Genomic DNA, 15,020 nt, shown 5'->3' on the forward strand with positions numbered 1-15,020 from the left:
GAGTGAGGGCGGGGGGCAGCCCCCTGCGCCTCACCCGGTCGGCGCGCCGGGCTCTACAGGGCGCTCCAGTCCAGCATCGGGCGGGCCAGCCGGGCCACGCCGTCCAGCAGGGCCAGTCGTGCCGCGCGGACCGCGGGGTCCGGATCCATCACCAGGACGTCCTCAAAGAAGGCGTCGATCGCCGCGACCAGGGGTGCGGAGGCCTCGATCAGCGCCGCGAGGTCGTCCTCGCGGCCGTCGAGCGCCCGGCGGACCTCCTCGGTGGCCTCGGCCAGTCGCAGCTCCGCGGGGGCGCTCGGCAGGGATCCCGCCGGCGGGGCGGCGGCGCCGTCCGGGGCGGCGGGCAGGATGCGGACCACCCGCTGGAGCGCGGCGGTCAGCGCGTCGAACGCCTCGGTGCCGACGTGGCGCTCCAGCACGGCGATGGTGCGGTCGCCGTGTGCGGGGCGGTCGGCCCACACCAGGACGGCCTGGACCAGGCGGTGGGCGTGGCCCTCGTCCGTGAGCTGCTGCTCGTAGCGGCGGGCGATCAGGGAGGCGGCCTCGGCGAGGCGCTCGGCGGGCACGTCGACGCCTTGGGCGGCATAGCGCTCGGCGGCCGCGCGCAGCCCGTCGCCGACCCGGACGCCGGCCAGCGGCGGCACGCTCCGCAGGACGTTGAGCAGGCCGATGGCGGCCCTGCGGACGCCGTAGGGGTCGGAGCTCCCGGTCGGCACCGCCCCGATCACGAACATCCCGGCCACCAGGTCGAACCGGTCCCGCGCCGAGGTGCTGATCGCGGAGGCGGTGGAGCCGCCGGTGGTCGGCCCGGGGTGCACGCTGACGGGCGGGTCGTGGTGGTCGTACTACGACGAGCAGACGGTGACCCCGGCCGGCGCCCTGGACATCGACCACATGGTGCCCCTCGCCGAGGCCTGGGACTCCGGCGCCTCGGCGTGGACGGCGGCGCGGCGGGAGGCCTACGCCAACGACCTCGGTCAGCTCTCCTCGCTGGTGGCGGTCACCGCCCGCTCGAACCGGAGCAAGGCGGATCAGGACCCGGCGCAGTGGCTGCCGCCGGCTGCGGACGCCTTGTGCCGGTACGGCGCGGAGTGGACCGCAACGAAGCTCCGCTGGGGCCTGGCGGTCGACGAGCTGGAGCGGGACCGGCTGCTGGACATCGCGGCCGGCTGCGGCGGCACGGAGGTGGAGTTCACCCCGGCTCCGTAGCCGCAGCTCTGCCACGTTCGAACAGGGCCCGCATTCCGGTCGTCGGAATGCGGGCCCTTCGGCGTGTGGAGGCCGGGCCCCGGGAGGAGATCGAGGTCTTGGTGAAGGGGGCTTGCGGGGCTAAGGGGTTGATGGTGTAGCGCGTGCCGCGCACCTCCATCATGGTCTCTGAGCTGGGGTTTTGTGGGGGTTGCGGGGCTAACCCTGTGCTGTCGCAGAGTTCGGTCACCGCCCGGGGAGCACCCCGATTCAGGCGGTTCGTCTGCGACCCACCTTGGGGGATGTCCCGTGTTCGAACCTGTTGTGGACCCGTCCTGCTCGTGCCCGCACCCGCAGCCCGACGCTGGCGTCTGGGCGGCGCGGTTACTTGTGGCCGCCGCATTGCTCAGTTCGGTGCTGGTGACCTGGCTGGCCCACGTCGCACCCGGCTGGGGTGAGGCGGTGCAGGCCGGGTTCAGCCCCGGGCAGTGGCTGCTCGCGGTTGCTTTCGCCGACTGGAGCCGGCTGCGGCGGTAGAGCCGCAGCCCGCCCGTCGGGAGCGTGTGTTTGGGGCCGTCACCGCCCGGTGGCGGCCCCGTCCCCTTCTTCCGCAGGGGTGGATCGGGCGCTCGCGTACACCCGCACAGAAGGGGTGGATAACACCATGATGACCCGGCGGATCATCTGTGGTGGCAAGCCCCGCGTCGGCCGGTGGGGCAGGAAGCCCCGGTGGTCGCCCTGATGTCGTCGGGGCGCCGGGGTACGGGGGGCGGCGGTCAGCCGGTGCGGAGGCGTGCGGTCTGTTCGGTGCCGACGTCGGTGGTGCGGCGCAGGTAGCGCTCGATCACGGTGAGCTCGTCGTCGGTGAAGTCCTCCAGTGCCTGGTCGAAGGCTTTGCCGGGGGTGTCCCAGGCGGCTTCGATCTCGGGGGTGCGGCCGCGGGTGAGGGTGACGAGCATCTTGCGCCGGTCGTGGGGGTCGGTGTGGCGCTCGGCAAGGCCGGCCTTTTCGAGGCGGTCGACGAGGCGTGTGGCCGATCCGGAGGTGAGTCCGGTCAGCTCCGCGATCTCGCCGGTGGTGCGGGGGTCTGGTTCCAGCGCGAGGAGGCTGACGCACTGCAGGTCGGTGGGGTGCAGGCCGAGGTGTTCGGCCATGGCCTGGTTGAACAGGGTGTAGGCGGCATGGTGGCGCCGGGCCGTCGCGGTGACCGCCATGACCAGCTCACCGCGGGTTCGGTTTGACATGAAATCACCCTCGTGTCCTACTTATATCTGCGCCGCGCAGACAATGTGTGGTGCAGATCTTTTGTAGCACGATCTTCTGGGAGAACCTATGACCACCCACACCCCCGCACAGCTCCGCGCCCTCTACGACCGCTGGAGCGAGCTGTGGCGCGGCGACTTCAGCCACGCCGAGGAGATCCTCGACCCCGGCTTCGTCGTCCACCAGGCCCGCCCTGACGGCAGCGACTCCGAGGCCGTCACCGGCCCTGCGCGCCTGCTGCCCGAGATCGAGCAGACCATGGCCGCCTTCGGTGACATCACCATAAGCGTCGACCTCGGCCCGATCGTCGACGGCGACCTCGTCTCCGCCCGATGGACCATGCGCGCCACCTACACCGGCGGGATCCCCCAGGCCACCGCCCCCATCGGCACGAAGATCTCCTTCAGCGGCAACGACATCCTGCGCGTCCGCGACGGCCGGTTCACCGAGTACTGGACGTGCACCGACATCCTCGACGGCCTGTCCCAGCTCGGCGCCATCTCCGGCCCCAACGGCCCTGCCCACCACTGACAGCAAGGCCGTCCCCAGGGCCCTTCACCGGGCGCCCCGTCACCGCGACATCGCCTTCGCCGCACCGTCACTGAAACGCTCTGGCCCCGCCTTCGGCGGGACCACAGCCATGAAGGCCACAGGCCGTGATGACGGTGCCGTCGGTCGACTGGCGCGCGGTCGCGTTCACCGGCCCTGGCCGCCGTTCCCCGCTCGCCGGCCTGACCCCGGTGGGGGAGCCGCGCACGCTGTTCCTGGCAGGGGTGGCCCGGATCGTCGGGGTGGGGCGGGCGGCGGTCGTGTCCTGGCGCCGCCGGCACGCGGGTTTCCCGCCGGCGGTGGGCGGGACGGACGTCTCCCCGCGGTTCGAGACGGCCGCGGTCGTGGCCTGGCTGCTGGCCCACGACAAGATCGCGGTCCTCGCGGCCGAGCCGACCGGGACCCTGGTCCGGGCGGCCGGGGCCCGGGGTACGCGCCGGTTCCGCCTCGATGAACCGCGCCTGGAGACGGCCGAGGCCGCGGGAGGCGAGGACCGGGTGTCGGCCTGGTTCGCCGACGCCGACGCGGAAGCGGTCACCACGTTCACGGCCAGGGCGACGGGCGCCGCGGTGCACTCCCTGACCGTCCCCGGCCGCGCACCGCTCGCGGTCCCCGGCGGGGCCGGCCCGGATCGCCGGCCGGTTCACCACCGCCTCCGGCTGGCAGTACCTGACCCTGGCCGGCCGGCCGGCCGGCGCGGTGCTGCAGTCGGCTCGGGCGGCGGCGTGGTCCGCCACGGCGTCCCGGACGCCGCACCGGGCCCGGAGTGCCGGTGCCGTGCGCGGGTGTGGCGGGGTGGTGCCGGTGTCCTGGTGCCCGGAGCACGGGACCGCGGCGTCGCCGGTGATGGAGTGGCACCCGGGCGGCGTCCACCACCACCCCCGCCGCCGCACCGCCGGGCCAAGGCGCTCCGGGAGAGCCGGCGGTACCCGCGCACCGGCCCTTTTGTCCTCGGGGGCGTACCCCCGGCGGTACGTTCAGCGGGTGAAGGTGCCTCCTGAGGTACCTTCAGCCCCGCCGTGTCCACGGACCGCGAACCCGACCCGCAAAAGTGTGCGGTACGTGCTTTTGCGGGCGACATTGCATGGTTCTGGCTCGCCTGTCCGGCTTGGATCGAGACCTGAGCAGGAAGACCCCGGACCAGTCCGGGAGAGCCCGCCCCGGCCGCGCGCCCCCTCCCTCCGGGGAGATGACGCCCGGTCCCCGGGGCGGGAGCACCGTCTCCCCGCCCAGAGCCGTCCGTCCCCACCAGAACACCCCTGCCCCGACGCAGCGGCAGGCGTTCACGGGGGTCTTCGCCGCGCGCCCCACACCCGCGCGGAAGAACTACCAGGAGAACCACCCGATGCACCTGCATCCGACATCCATCACGCGCCGAACCGGAAGGCAGCTTTCGGTACTGCTGCTCGCCCTGATGTCGGCGTGCAGCGTGCTCTTCGGGGCCGCCGCACCGAAGGCCCACGCAGAGGTCCCCGCGAACCAGCGGTTCACCACCATCGACTGGCACCTGTACGCCTACGATTACCCGGACAGGACCTCCCAGGCGGACGACAGCGCCAACGACTACATCGCCATGGTGAACGCGCTGCGCAATGCCGCCGGCCACCAGATGGCAGGTGTCAGCAACAGCCCGGGGTACATGGACACCCCGACCCGGACCAACAGCAACCGGATCATCCGGGTCCTGGTCTGGACCCACGAGGCGGACGGCAACCACGCGCACCTCGCGCTGTACTTCAACGTCGACAACCTCTACTTCCTGGGCTTCTCCGCCCACGGCCAGCACTACCGCATCGTCCCCCGCCCCAACCAGGCCGCGGCCGCGTACACCAACCACCTGCCGGAGGAGCTTCGTCGCGGCCTCGGCCTGGCGACCGCCCCTCTGTTCAACCAGATCACCGGTGACGGCAGCTACCAGCAGATGTCGGCTCCCCCGGAGTGGCGGGGGAACCAGCCCTACGACCGGAGGATGATGTACCAGCAGGTGCAGAACCTCACCAACACCACGCCGGAGAGCCGCAACTCCCAGACGACGAACCGGGCCATGGCCTACATCATCGGCGCCACCGCCGAGGCCGCCCGCTGCGGCTGGATCCAGCGCCGCATCGCCCAGTCCATCTACGCCGGCGGCGACCGGAACTACCCGGGTAATCCGGCTCACATCGGCAACTTCGGCACCGACCTCGAAACCAGGTGGAGCGACCTGTCCCGCATGGCGCACAACACCGCAGCCACCCCCCGCCGCCCCGACCCGGGTGTGGACATCGACGGGCGCCACTACGGCAACGTGACCGACCTCGGGATCACCGACGATGATGTCGAGCGTCCCCGCCTGACCCCCTTCCTCGCCCTGTACAACAGCGGACGCTGACCCCCCGCCCCGCCTTCGGCCGGGCCCGGTCCACCACGGACCGGGCCCGGCCTCGCTCACGCCCTATCCCCCGTCACCTCAGCTGTTCCGCTACGCCAGGCGCTAGTCACGTGCTAGGCGTCGTGCACGACGGCATGACTCACGTTGTACTAGGCGTTCCGCTATGCGTCGCAGGCCGTCTGGCCTGCGGGGAAGGCGCGGTGGGGGGCGCCGGACATGAAGGAGCCGGCGCCCATTTTCGTCCCCGGTGATGGGGGCGTGTGGCAAGGGCGCCGGCGAGCGAAGGACACACCGCACCCGGGCTGGTGCCCGGTTGAAGGAGCCAACGCGGCGAGCATATCGGGCCGGTCACCGGAGCGGGCCGGGTGTCGTCGGGAGTCGGATAGCGTTTTCCTGCTGGGGCGGGACGTGCCCCCGTGGACCGCGGCGGCAGGCCGCGGGCGCGTGCGAGGAACGGCGGTGGTCGGCGTGATCCGGGCAGGGTGCGAGGACCGGGTGTGGACCCGCAAGGACGTCGCGGCAGCGATGGGCGCGCGGTGGAGTTCGTTTCGGACGGTGCGCCCGTACCAGGCCGCCGGCTTCCCGCCGCCGGTGAGTTCGCCGGGGGCCCGGGTGCTGCTGTGGGACGCGGTCCAGGTCCGCGCGCACCTGGACGGCAAGCCTGTGCCGGACCTGCCGCCGGCCGGTGGGCCTGAGGACCTGCTCGACCGCCAGGAGGCCGCCGAGCATGTGGGGGTGGAGCCGGTGAGCTGGGACAAGTACCGCCGCGGCGATCGCCTGAAGGGCACGTCCCGCACGGTGGGCGGGGTGGAGCACTGGCCGCGCTGTGTCCTGGACGCCTACGTGCAGGGCCGGGGCGTCCCGTTGCTTCCGGTGGGCCGGCCGAAGGGCGCCGGTGACATGGTGCCCCGTGACGAACTCTCCGCCCGTGTCGCCGAGCTGCTGGCCGCATCGCCGGCGGTGACGGCGCGGGAGGTGGCCGAGCGCCTGGCCGTCGCGCACACCACCGCCACCGCCCACTTGAAGCGCACCCGCGCCGCCCTGGTCGCCGACCGCCTCACCGCCGACCCGCACTGGGCGCCCGGGGACGTCGCGGCCGAGCTCGGGGTCCCGGCCGCGGTGCGCCGGACCGTCCTCGAGGCTGCCCGCACCGAGCTGGCTGCCCGCGCGCTGCGCCCGTACGTCCGTGGGGTCGCGGACGCGCTCACGAAGGCCGGCCTCGCCCTGGACCAGGACGTGATGGTGACCGCGACGGACGACGGCACCCTGGCCGCCGCGGTCGTCCTGGCCGAGGACGCTGCGGTGCCGGCCCTCACATGGCTCGAAGGGCAAGGCTGGCGCCCGGCCACGGGGCGCCGGCACCCGCTCGCGGACAACGGGGCCCCGGAGCACACCGAGGGCGTGACGGCCCGTCTGGCGGCCCTGGCGGACCGCCCGGAGGGTACGGAGGTGGCGGCAGCCGTACGGGGCGCAGCGGGGCTCTTCTAGGGTCCTCGGGCGCGTTCCCGGGGCGCGAGTACGAGGCCGCTGCGCTTCCTGCCCAGGACCCGCACGGCACCGGCCCGGAGCGGGTCCGCCGCGCACTTTCACTTGTTCACGAAGTTCATTGCGCACGTCACTACGTCGGTCCATGCACCACCCCATGCATGCCCCCATGCAGACGCCCATGCACGCCGCCATGCAGGACTGGCTTTGTTCACGGGAACGAGCAGCGAATGTTCACCATTTCGGGAAGCACTGCGGGTGGGGTCTGTTCGATTGGTGGCAGGTCTCTACGGGTGAACTCTCCGGCTGATCGAGTGGAGCCGCACGTCATGATCGCCGGCCGGGAAGTCCGGGGCCGTCAGGCTTCGAGCGGACCTTGGTCGTGGTGCGTGAGGAGTCTCGTATGTCTGAAATCCGTGGTGGGCGAGTAGCGCGTGCGGCGGTGGCCTTCGTGGTGGCGACGGCAGCGTCGGCCATCACCCCGACGGCTGTGGCCGCAACGTACGGCGCGGGGTGCGTGGTCCCGGAGCGGCCCGCGACCGCCTCTTCGGCGAACCTCGTCCCACCGGCGACCGCGGCCCGGGTCGAGGCGAGCAGGCGGGCGGGTGCCGCCGCCCCCGTGACGGCCCGCCGCGCCGGCACACCCATCCCGGTGTACGTGCACGTGGTCTCCAAGGACTCCACCCCCGAGGGCGGCAACCTCTCTGACCAGCAGGTCTTCGCCCAGGTCGCCGTCCTCAACCAGGCATACAGCCCCACGAACGTGCAGTTCCGACTGGCCAGCATCACCCGGATGACGAACTCGGGCGTGTTCAACGACGCGACACCGTGGTCCAACAGGGAGGCCATCATGAAGGAATTGCGGCGCGGCGGCGCGGACGCCCTGAACATCTACACCGTGGGAGCCCCTGACGGCCACGACCGGAACCTGCTCGGCCACGCGACCTTCCCCTGGGACTACAAGGCGGCCCCGAAGCGCGACGGCATCGTCGTGCACTACGGAACCCTCCCCGGCGGAAACGTGAAGGACCGCAACCTGGGCAAGACCGCCGTCCGCATGACCGGCCACTGGCTGGGCCTGTTCAACACCTTCCAGGGCGGCTGCTCGAACCCGGGAGACTACGTCGACGACACGGCGCCCGAGGCGATCGGCTCGAACGGCTGCCCGGAAGGCCGCGACAGCTGCCCCGGCGGCGAGCTGGACCCCATCCACAACTACATGGACACCGGCATCGACACCTGCGCCACCGAGTTCACCCCCGGCCAGGCCGCCCGCATCAAGACCGCACTCAGCGCCTACCGCAACATCAACCTCTGACCCCACCGCGGACTTCACGGCGCCAGCCGGCAAACGCCTGCTCTTCCGCCGGTGCCGGACCAGCCGCCCTTGAACCGTGCCCGTGATCGTCGAACGATCACGGGCACGGCCCTGATGCCCGCCGTTCGATTCCACACGGGACCAAGTGCCTCCCGCAGCGGCGAACATTCGCTGCTCGTTCCCGTGAACAAAGCCAGGCCCCGCTACCGGCCTTCTCCTCCCGCGTCACGTAGAGGCCGCGTCCCGATGGCCGGTTCGGGCCGCTGGAACGGACGGTTCCCACACTTGTGCCGCCGCGCCCACCTCGATGATCATGACGGGGCGTGACCGTCCGGTTGCGCTGGAGCGTGACCGTGGGGGTTCGATGTCGAAGGACCGACTGGTGCCGGCGAAGGAACGCTCGGCGATGCTGCGCGAGCAGCTGGCCGGCGGCCGAAGCGAGGCGCTGGCGCCGTTGGGACGGGAGGCGAGCGTGCTGGTGGGCACGATCCTGCGCGCCTGCGCGCGGGCCGAGCAGGGCTTGGAGCTCACCGACCTGGAGCTGCGCCTGACCGAGCAGCTGGACGCGCTGCTCGGAGTGGGGGCGGTCCAGGAGTTCGGGCGGATCTTCCAGGAACCCGGCTCCCGGGCCTCCGCCGGGCTCTTCCCCGACCTGGTGACGGGCCGGGGCCTGGAACAGGGCGTGGACGACAAGGCGCTCGGGGCGTGGCTGCCGTCGGCGGCCCAGGAGGTCCTGGCCCGTCCCGAGGTCGCGGTCCTGTCCCTGGACGACCTGGAGTCCGGCGCGCTGACCGGCAGCGAGGAGGTCGTCGTGGTCGGTAGCCGTGCCGAGCGCGCCGCCGCGGTGGCGCAGGCGGAGGAGGGGGTGGACGCGGCGATCAACTAGTACCGGATCCGCATGGCCCGCTTCCGGTGCGAGCGCCGCTCCAACGAGGTGGGCCACGACGAGGTCTACTGGGCGTCGGGCAGCGGCAGCGACAAGCGTCGGTGTCGACCGGGCTGTTGCCGCCCTCCTGGCCCAACCCGCCGCCGTGGTGGTCGCTGGAGCGGTGGCAGCCTGAAAAGGATCTTCGATTTAGGCGGGGTGTCAACGGTTCTGGCGGCATCGGCTGTTGCTGTCGCCCGTATGCCTCGCCGTCCGGGGGTTTCTGCTGCCGTCCCTCTTCGTTGCTCTCTGTGAGGACGGGTCTGTCTCCTTGTGGGAGGGCGGTGGGGTGTACGGGGAGTTGTGGGCGTGGGCGGCCGAGGAGCCGGTGAAGGCCGGCGCGGCTGTGTTGATGGTCGGGGCCCCGGTGGTGGGTGCCGTAGTGCAGCAGCGGGCGAAGGACCGGTCCGCCGGCCGGCCGGGTTCGGCCGCCGGGGGACATGGTGGTGCTGCGGTTCTTGACGGGCCGGGACCTGGCACCCGGTGACCCTGCGTCGTCGGCGACGTGGTGGTGTGCGGGGTCCCGGTGGTCCGGGACCGGACCACCGCCGACGTTGCGGCCAGCACCGCCGGCACCTTGGTGAAGGACCGCCGGCGCCGTGGTTGCCGAACTGCTGGCGGGCGGGCGGCGGTGGTCGTGCTGGCCTCGTGCGGCGCGGTTGGCGGTGCCGGCCGTCGGCGTCGCGTTGTGGCGGGGCTGGTGGCCGCAGGCGTGGCGCTGACCCTGGTCGTGGGCGCCGTCGTGGTGGCGGTGACGGGACCGGCGCCTGCGGTGGTGGGTGACTCGTTGGGGTGACCTTCGGCTGCTGTACGTCCTCGCGGCCGCCCAGGCCCGGGCGGCCAGCCAGCATCCGAGGTATGACCTTGCAGACCCTGTCCGACGACGCTCGCGCTGCCGGTCATCGTGGGGTTCACCCTCTGGGCGCTGGTGGGGTCTTGGACGGCACCGGCGGGAAGCCTGGGGGAGGTCCTGGCCCCGGTCGCGTGGGCGACCGGCGTAAACGGGCTCGCCTTCGGCCTGGTGGTCCTGTTCCGGGGTGGAGCGTGAACGCGGCTGCGCGCCGGGCCGGACGTGAGCCGGCCGCGGCCGCGCACCGGCAGCAGGCGGCCCCGGCCAGGGACCTCGGGCCCGGGGCCAGGTGACGGCCCGTGGGCGTCGGCGGCGGCCCGCTCCCGCTCGACCGCCCCGGTCGTCGGCCCGGCCCCCGGTGCTCCGGCACCAGGGCCTTCGCGGTCGTGCGGCCCGGGTGTGGGATGCGTGGTGGGCGCTGTCGGGCCGCGGTCTGTGCGCGCGCCTGTTCTCCGGCCGCTCTTGTGCGTCGGGTGCTGTGGCTGTGTGCCGAGGTGGACGGTGTGCTCGCGGGGTTGGTGGTGCGTGGCAGGGGTGTTGGGGGTGGTTGCGGAGTCTGGTGGTCATAGATTGGGTTTATGGGGTCATAGGTTGAAGCTCTCTAGCGGGGTGTCAGCTGTGCGGGGATGCTTGGGTCGTTGCCCGTTCGGTCCGGAAGATTTCTGCAGGTGGTCACTGCTGTGGTCGTCGGGGCGCGGTGGCGTTGGAGCCGTGCAGGACCTGCTGAGTGCTCCTGCACGCCCCGGTGATACGGAGCCGGCATAGGACAGTTGACGCGATTCCCTCACGGGAGCGGATGCCGTCTCGTAAAAAGCCCGGACGCAGCCAGTTGGGCAATCCGTTTTCCGGATTCACAATCACGTGTTGTTGGCGCTTTGTTGGGCTGGCAACTGCGAGGTGAATCCGCCCGCTGGAATTGTGGTAGTTTCTGGTCGCGGGCCGATTCCGATCAAATCGGATAAGCCGTGAAATTGTAAAAGTAGCGCATGGGGGGAATGAAGGTGCACGCCGTTCATTGGTGTGAGAGCCGAATCGGGGCGCCGCTCCACTCCCCCTTTTTTTGCGTGTAACGCGTAAGGAAGTGTAGTGAACCGTAAGACTCTGCGCACGGGTGCAGTGGCCTTGGTGGCCGCTCTCGCCTTCGGTGCGGCCGCGGCGACTGCCCAGGCGGTCGGTCAGCCCACCCCGGCCCCTGCCGCGTCCAGTGGCGTGGCCGTCACGATGACTCACGAGCAGGCGGCTCGGGAGCTCGCGTCGAACCTCCTCAAGTACGAGGGCGACCGTTTCACGGCCTCGGAGCGCGCCGAGCTCCAGTCGATCGCGAACGGCACCGCGCCCCAGGCGTACGGCAAGCTCGATGCGCTGCTCAAGCTCCTGAAGAAGGTCAAGGGCTTCGCCTCCGCCGTCGCCAAGAAGTACGACGCTTTCAAGGCCTGGTACAACGGCCTTCCCTGGTACATCAAGGGCCCGCTGCAGGCTGCCGGCGTCGGCTACAACCTGTACGACATCTGGTCGCTCTTCAACTGAGTCAGCGGTGAGGTTCGAGAATGACTCGTAGTGGCGAGTTCAAAAACCTCCCCTTTCTCTTCTCCGTCGGAATCGCGAGTGTCACCGGACTTGCCGGCGACAAGGTTTTCGGATTCTCGTGGTGGCTGAGAGTCGCTGTCGCTATTTCTGTTGGTTTTCTCGCGGAGGGCGTGAATCAGTTGGTGCGCCGTCGGTTGCAGAAGCATCGAGAGAGGCGTACGGACGGCGAAGCCTTGCCTGGACGCTGAATTCCAGGCGTGGTGGCGGCGCCGTAGTGAGTAGAGCAAGTAGTTGAGGCAGGTGCCCGGCTGGGGTTTCACAGCCGGGCACGGAGGCCGTGACGGTGCTTGTCCGCGGGCCCGCAGTGCCTGGAGACCGGCTGCGTCGTGATGGGGTGTCACCCGGGTGCGGCCCGGCAAAGGCACCGCTTTCGGGCGGTGGTCTCCCGGCTCGGTGGCAGCGGCGTCCCTCTTTGAAGGCGGCGGGCGATTGCCATGGCCCGACCGTGGCGTCGAGGATCGCCGCGTCCCGCGGTGCCGGCCGGGGTGCGGTGGTCTCGGAGTCGAGCAGGACTTGCCGGCATGTGACAGCTGGCGTGATTCCCTCACGGGAGCGGATACCGCCTGCCTCGCGAAAAGCCCGGACGCGGGCAGCTGTGTAAGCCGTTTTTCGGACGCGCGCTCACCTGTTATTGGCGCTTAATTGGGCTGATATCTGCGAGGTGAATTCGCCCGCTAGGGCTGTGGTAGTTTCTAGTCGCGGCCGATTCCGATCAAATCGGATAAGCCGTGAAATTGTAAAAGTAGCGCATGGGGGGAATGAAGGTGCACGCCGTTCATTGGTGTGAGAGCCGAATCGGGGCGCCGCTCCACTCCCCCTTTTTTTGCGTGTAACGCGTAAGGAAGTGTAGTGAACCGTAAGACTCTGCGCACGGGTGCAGTGGCCGTGGTGGCCGCTCTCGCCTTCGGTGCGGCCGCGGCGACTGCCCAGGCGGTCGGTCAGCCCACCCCGGCCCCTGCCGCGTCCAGTGGCGTGGCCGTCACGAAGACTCACGAGCAGGCGGCTCGGGAGCTCGCGTCGAACCTCCTCAAGTACGAGGGCGACCGTTTCACGGCCTCGGAGCGCGCCGAGCTCCAGTCGATCGCGAACGGCACCGCGCCCCAGGCGTACGGCAAGCTCGATGCGCTGCTCAAGCTCCTGAAGAAGGTCAAGGGCTTCGCCTCCGCCGTCGCCAAGAATTATGCCGCTTTCAAGGCCTGGTACAACGGCCTTCCCTGGTACGTCCTCTACCCGCTCAAGGCTGCCGGTGTTGGATTTGATCTGTATGACATCTGGATTCTCTTCCACTGATTTGGGGGTGAGGTACGGGGATGACTCGTCCCGGCGAGGCGAAGAGCCTTCCTTCGTTGCTGGCCATCGGAATTGGGTTTGCCTGCGGATTTGCCGGCGATAGGCTGTTCGGGTTCTCTTGGTGGCTGAGAGTGCTGATCACCGTCATCGTCAGTCTGCTTGTGGAGGGTGCGAATCAGGTCGTGCGCCGCCGCTTTCGGAAGGGTCTGGGTGGCCGTGTAGATAGCGCGCTCCTCGCCGAATGATGAATCCCTGCCCGGGGGTATTGTGACGGGCTGATCAGGCGGAGAATGTTTCCGGGAAAGGTGCTCGGCTGGGTTTCCCCAGCCGAGCACCTTTGTGTGGGTGGTTGTTCGGCTCAGCGGTGCTATCGGCCAGGTGTCTGTGTGCCGTCGGCGGTGGGTGGAGCAGGGGCTGGCAGGGCCGTAGACGCACATTGTGGGTTTGGCCGTCGATGGCGGCCTCAGTTTTGTCTCGTGTGGTCAGCAGGGTGTCGGTGCCCACCAGCCGCGCCTGCTCCAGGCCGAGGAACTGGTCTTCGCGTTCGTCGGGCAGGAGTCCGTGCTCCAGTTCGGTGATCGTCGACTGTTGTCCTCATCGGGAGTGGAATCGTCCGGTGGCCCGGGGCGTGCCCAGGCGGCGGGTGCGGGGCCGTAGGGAACCAGGTCGGGGCCGGGGCACGGCGGTCCGTCTGCGCTGTGGCGCCCAGTTCTTCCTCGCCTCTCCTGCCTGGCCGGTGATGGCCGCGCAGATGACCCGTCTCGATCGGCAAGGTGTCGATGTCGCCGGCTTCCTGACGGCCGTGCACGGCCAGGGCGTGGGCGTCGACCGGGCGGTGGCCGCCCTCTTGGCCCAGCCCGCCGCCGCTGCTCAGGCTCCGGCGCCCGGGCCCTGGCGGAGCCGGTCGTGGAGGCGACGGTCACGGCTCTGCTGGATTACATCGCCTTGCCCACCCGGCACGCGGGGGAGTTGCGCGCGGTCATGTTTCTGTACCACCGGGCCAGAGCCGCTGAGGGTGTGCGGCGGCCGGGCCGGACCCCGTTCATAGGCCAGGGCGCCGAAGGCCGTCTGCAGGAGCAGCTGTGGTCGTTGATCCGCTCGAGCGGCTTGACCTTGCAACGCCTGGCCTATGACCTGCACATGGCCACGAGCACCCTCTCCGACGCGCTGCGGCACCCGCACCGGCTCAGCCCGCACGTCCTGCAGCACCTCGCCTACCTATGCCGGGTGCGCCCGGAGCCGCTGCTGCGGGCTGTTGAGGAGCTCGCCGAAGCCCGCCGTATCGAGGCTGCCGGGCCCGTGGGCAAGCGAGGACGCAAGGAAGCGCGCAGGCGGGCGGATCCGGCTCCTCCGGTGCCGCATCCGCCCGGGGGCCCGGCCTGCCCGCCGGATCCGCCTTCGGCCTCGGGTTCGTCGGGGGCTTCGCCGGCGGACTTGTTCGTCGAGGCGGTGTTGGCGCGGTCGCCGGCCGAGCTGGCGGTTCTGGTTGCTGGCCTGTATGCGCGTGGGCGAGCTGAGTTCGCGGCCCGGGTCGTCAAGGCGGCGGTCGCTTCCCTGTCCGTGGCCGACGCGACTGCCCTGGCCTTGGCGCTGCTGGCGGCCGATCCCGGGGGCGCAGCGGCGGCGGGCGCCGACCGGCCCCCAGATCCGGCGCCGGCTGCTGCTGCGCCGCCGTCTTCCGGCGGGTAGAGACCGCGCGCGGCTGGTCGTCTTCCGAGGCCGGGGGTCTTCGTGGCCCGGGCGGGCTTGACCTTGAGCGTGGCCGGGCGGGCGCCGCCGGCGAAGACTGGTGCTGGGTTGCGGGGGCTACGGGTGCAGGGTGCGGTGGAGGGCGGCGCGGAGGACGTCTCCGGTCGTGGTGATGCGCCCGGCGTGCTGGGCGCGCTCTTCCAGGGCCTGTGGGGGTGTGCTGCGTCCTCCTGCACCCCACTGGTCGGTCCAGGCTTGAAGTGCTTGGAGGTGGGGTTGGTTGGTCCAGTAGGTGCCGCGGACTAGAGGGGTCCATAGGGCGTCGGGGAGGGCGACGACGAGCCGGCCGGTGAGTCCGGTGCCGGTGTGCGGGCCCCGGCCGCCGAGGGTCTGCCCCGCGGTCGGGGTATCGGCCGGGCTGGCCGACGCCGCCGACCGGCTCGCGGCCCGGACCCTGGCCGAGGACCCCGCGTACGCCGCCCTGCTCGGCCACGACGAACTCCGT

General features: G+C 71.0%; 13 protein-coding genes and 1 pseudogene. 12 read left to right on the forward strand and 2 right to left on the reverse strand.

All coding sequences use genetic code 11. The features are described 5' to 3' along the window. Positions 1-53: 53 nt before the first annotated feature. Positions 54-734 carry a glycine--tRNA ligase subunit beta gene (locus AB0O40_RS14805; protein WP_365040335.1) on the reverse strand — a complete coding sequence of 227 codons (681 nt, stop codon included), beginning with the start codon at positions 732-734 and terminating at the stop codon, positions 54-56. Positions 735-756: 22 nt separating this feature from the next. Here AB0O40_RS14805 and AB0O40_RS14810 point away from each other — a divergent pair. Then, positions 757-1,209 (forward strand): annotated as a pseudogene (locus AB0O40_RS14810) (HNH endonuclease family protein); the annotation flags it as partial. 369 nt (positions 1,210-1,578) lie between these two features. Further along, a complete protein-coding gene (locus tag AB0O40_RS14815) occupies positions 1,579-1,725 on the forward strand; it encodes a hypothetical protein (RefSeq protein ID WP_365040299.1) in 147 nt (48 codons plus the stop codon). Between the two features lie 239 nt (positions 1,726-1,964). On the opposite strand, the gene AB0O40_RS14820 is transcribed toward AB0O40_RS14815, so the two are convergent. Further along, a complete protein-coding gene (locus AB0O40_RS14820) occupies positions 1,965-2,432 on the reverse strand; it encodes a MarR family transcriptional regulator (RefSeq protein WP_365040302.1) in 468 nt (155 codons plus the stop codon). Positions 2,433-2,520: 88 nt separating this feature from the next. Here AB0O40_RS14820 and AB0O40_RS14825 point away from each other — a divergent pair, with 88 nt between their 5' ends. The 10 genes from AB0O40_RS14825 to AB0O40_RS14870 all read left to right on the forward strand — a co-directional run bounded on the left by AB0O40_RS14825 (position 2,521) and on the right by AB0O40_RS14870 (position 14,515). Beyond that, positions 2,521-2,982 carry an ester cyclase gene (locus AB0O40_RS14825; protein ID WP_365040304.1) on the forward strand — a complete coding sequence of 154 codons (462 nt, stop codon included), beginning with the start codon at positions 2,521-2,523 and terminating at the stop codon, positions 2,980-2,982. 128 nt (positions 2,983-3,110) lie between these two features. Further along, positions 3,111-4,001, forward strand: coding sequence for a hypothetical protein (locus AB0O40_RS14830; protein ID WP_365040338.1), 891 nt, complete (start codon positions 3,111-3,113; stop codon positions 3,999-4,001). Between the two features lie 344 nt (positions 4,002-4,345). Continuing rightward, on the forward strand, positions 4,346-5,371 hold the full coding sequence (locus tag AB0O40_RS14835; RefSeq protein WP_365040306.1) for a ribosome-inactivating family protein: 1,026 nt from the start codon (positions 4,346-4,348) through the stop codon (positions 5,369-5,371). 468 nt (positions 5,372-5,839) lie between these two features. Next, the gene (locus AB0O40_RS14840) at positions 5,840-6,859 is read left to right on the forward strand and encodes a hypothetical protein (RefSeq protein ID WP_365040309.1); all 1,020 of its coding nucleotides are present in this window, start codon (positions 5,840-5,842) and stop codon (positions 6,857-6,859) included. A gap of 400 nt (positions 6,860-7,259) precedes the next feature. Beyond that, positions 7,260-8,174: a zinc metalloprotease gene (locus AB0O40_RS14845; protein ID WP_365040311.1), complete on the forward strand. Its 915-nt coding sequence runs from the start codon at positions 7,260-7,262 to the stop codon at positions 8,172-8,174. A gap of 364 nt (positions 8,175-8,538) precedes the next feature. Further along, positions 8,539-9,060, forward strand: a complete 522-nt coding sequence (locus AB0O40_RS14850; RefSeq protein WP_365040314.1) for a hypothetical protein — start codon at positions 8,539-8,541, stop codon at positions 9,058-9,060. 1,975 nt (positions 9,061-11,035) lie between these two features. Then, complete coding sequence (locus AB0O40_RS14855) at positions 11,036-11,476, forward strand: hypothetical protein (RefSeq protein ID WP_365040316.1); 441 nt, start codon at positions 11,036-11,038, stop codon at positions 11,474-11,476. A 909-nt stretch (positions 11,477-12,385) separates the two neighbouring features. After that, on the forward strand, positions 12,386-12,826 hold the full coding sequence (locus AB0O40_RS14860; protein ID WP_365040319.1) for a hypothetical protein: 441 nt from the start codon (positions 12,386-12,388) through the stop codon (positions 12,824-12,826). Between the two features lie 20 nt (positions 12,827-12,846). Then, positions 12,847-13,071: a hypothetical protein gene (locus AB0O40_RS14865; protein WP_365040322.1), complete on the forward strand. Its 225-nt coding sequence runs from the start codon at positions 12,847-12,849 to the stop codon at positions 13,069-13,071. Between the two features lie 661 nt (positions 13,072-13,732). Continuing rightward, on the forward strand, positions 13,733-14,515 hold the full coding sequence (locus AB0O40_RS14870) for a hypothetical protein (RefSeq protein WP_365040324.1): 783 nt from the start codon (positions 13,733-13,735) through the stop codon (positions 14,513-14,515). The last annotated feature ends 505 nt before the right edge of the window (positions 14,516-15,020 follow it).

The sequence above is a fragment of the Streptomyces sp. NPDC089919 genome, assembly GCF_040684615.1.
Lineage (GTDB): Bacteria > Actinomycetota > Actinomycetes > Streptomycetales > Streptomycetaceae > Streptomyces.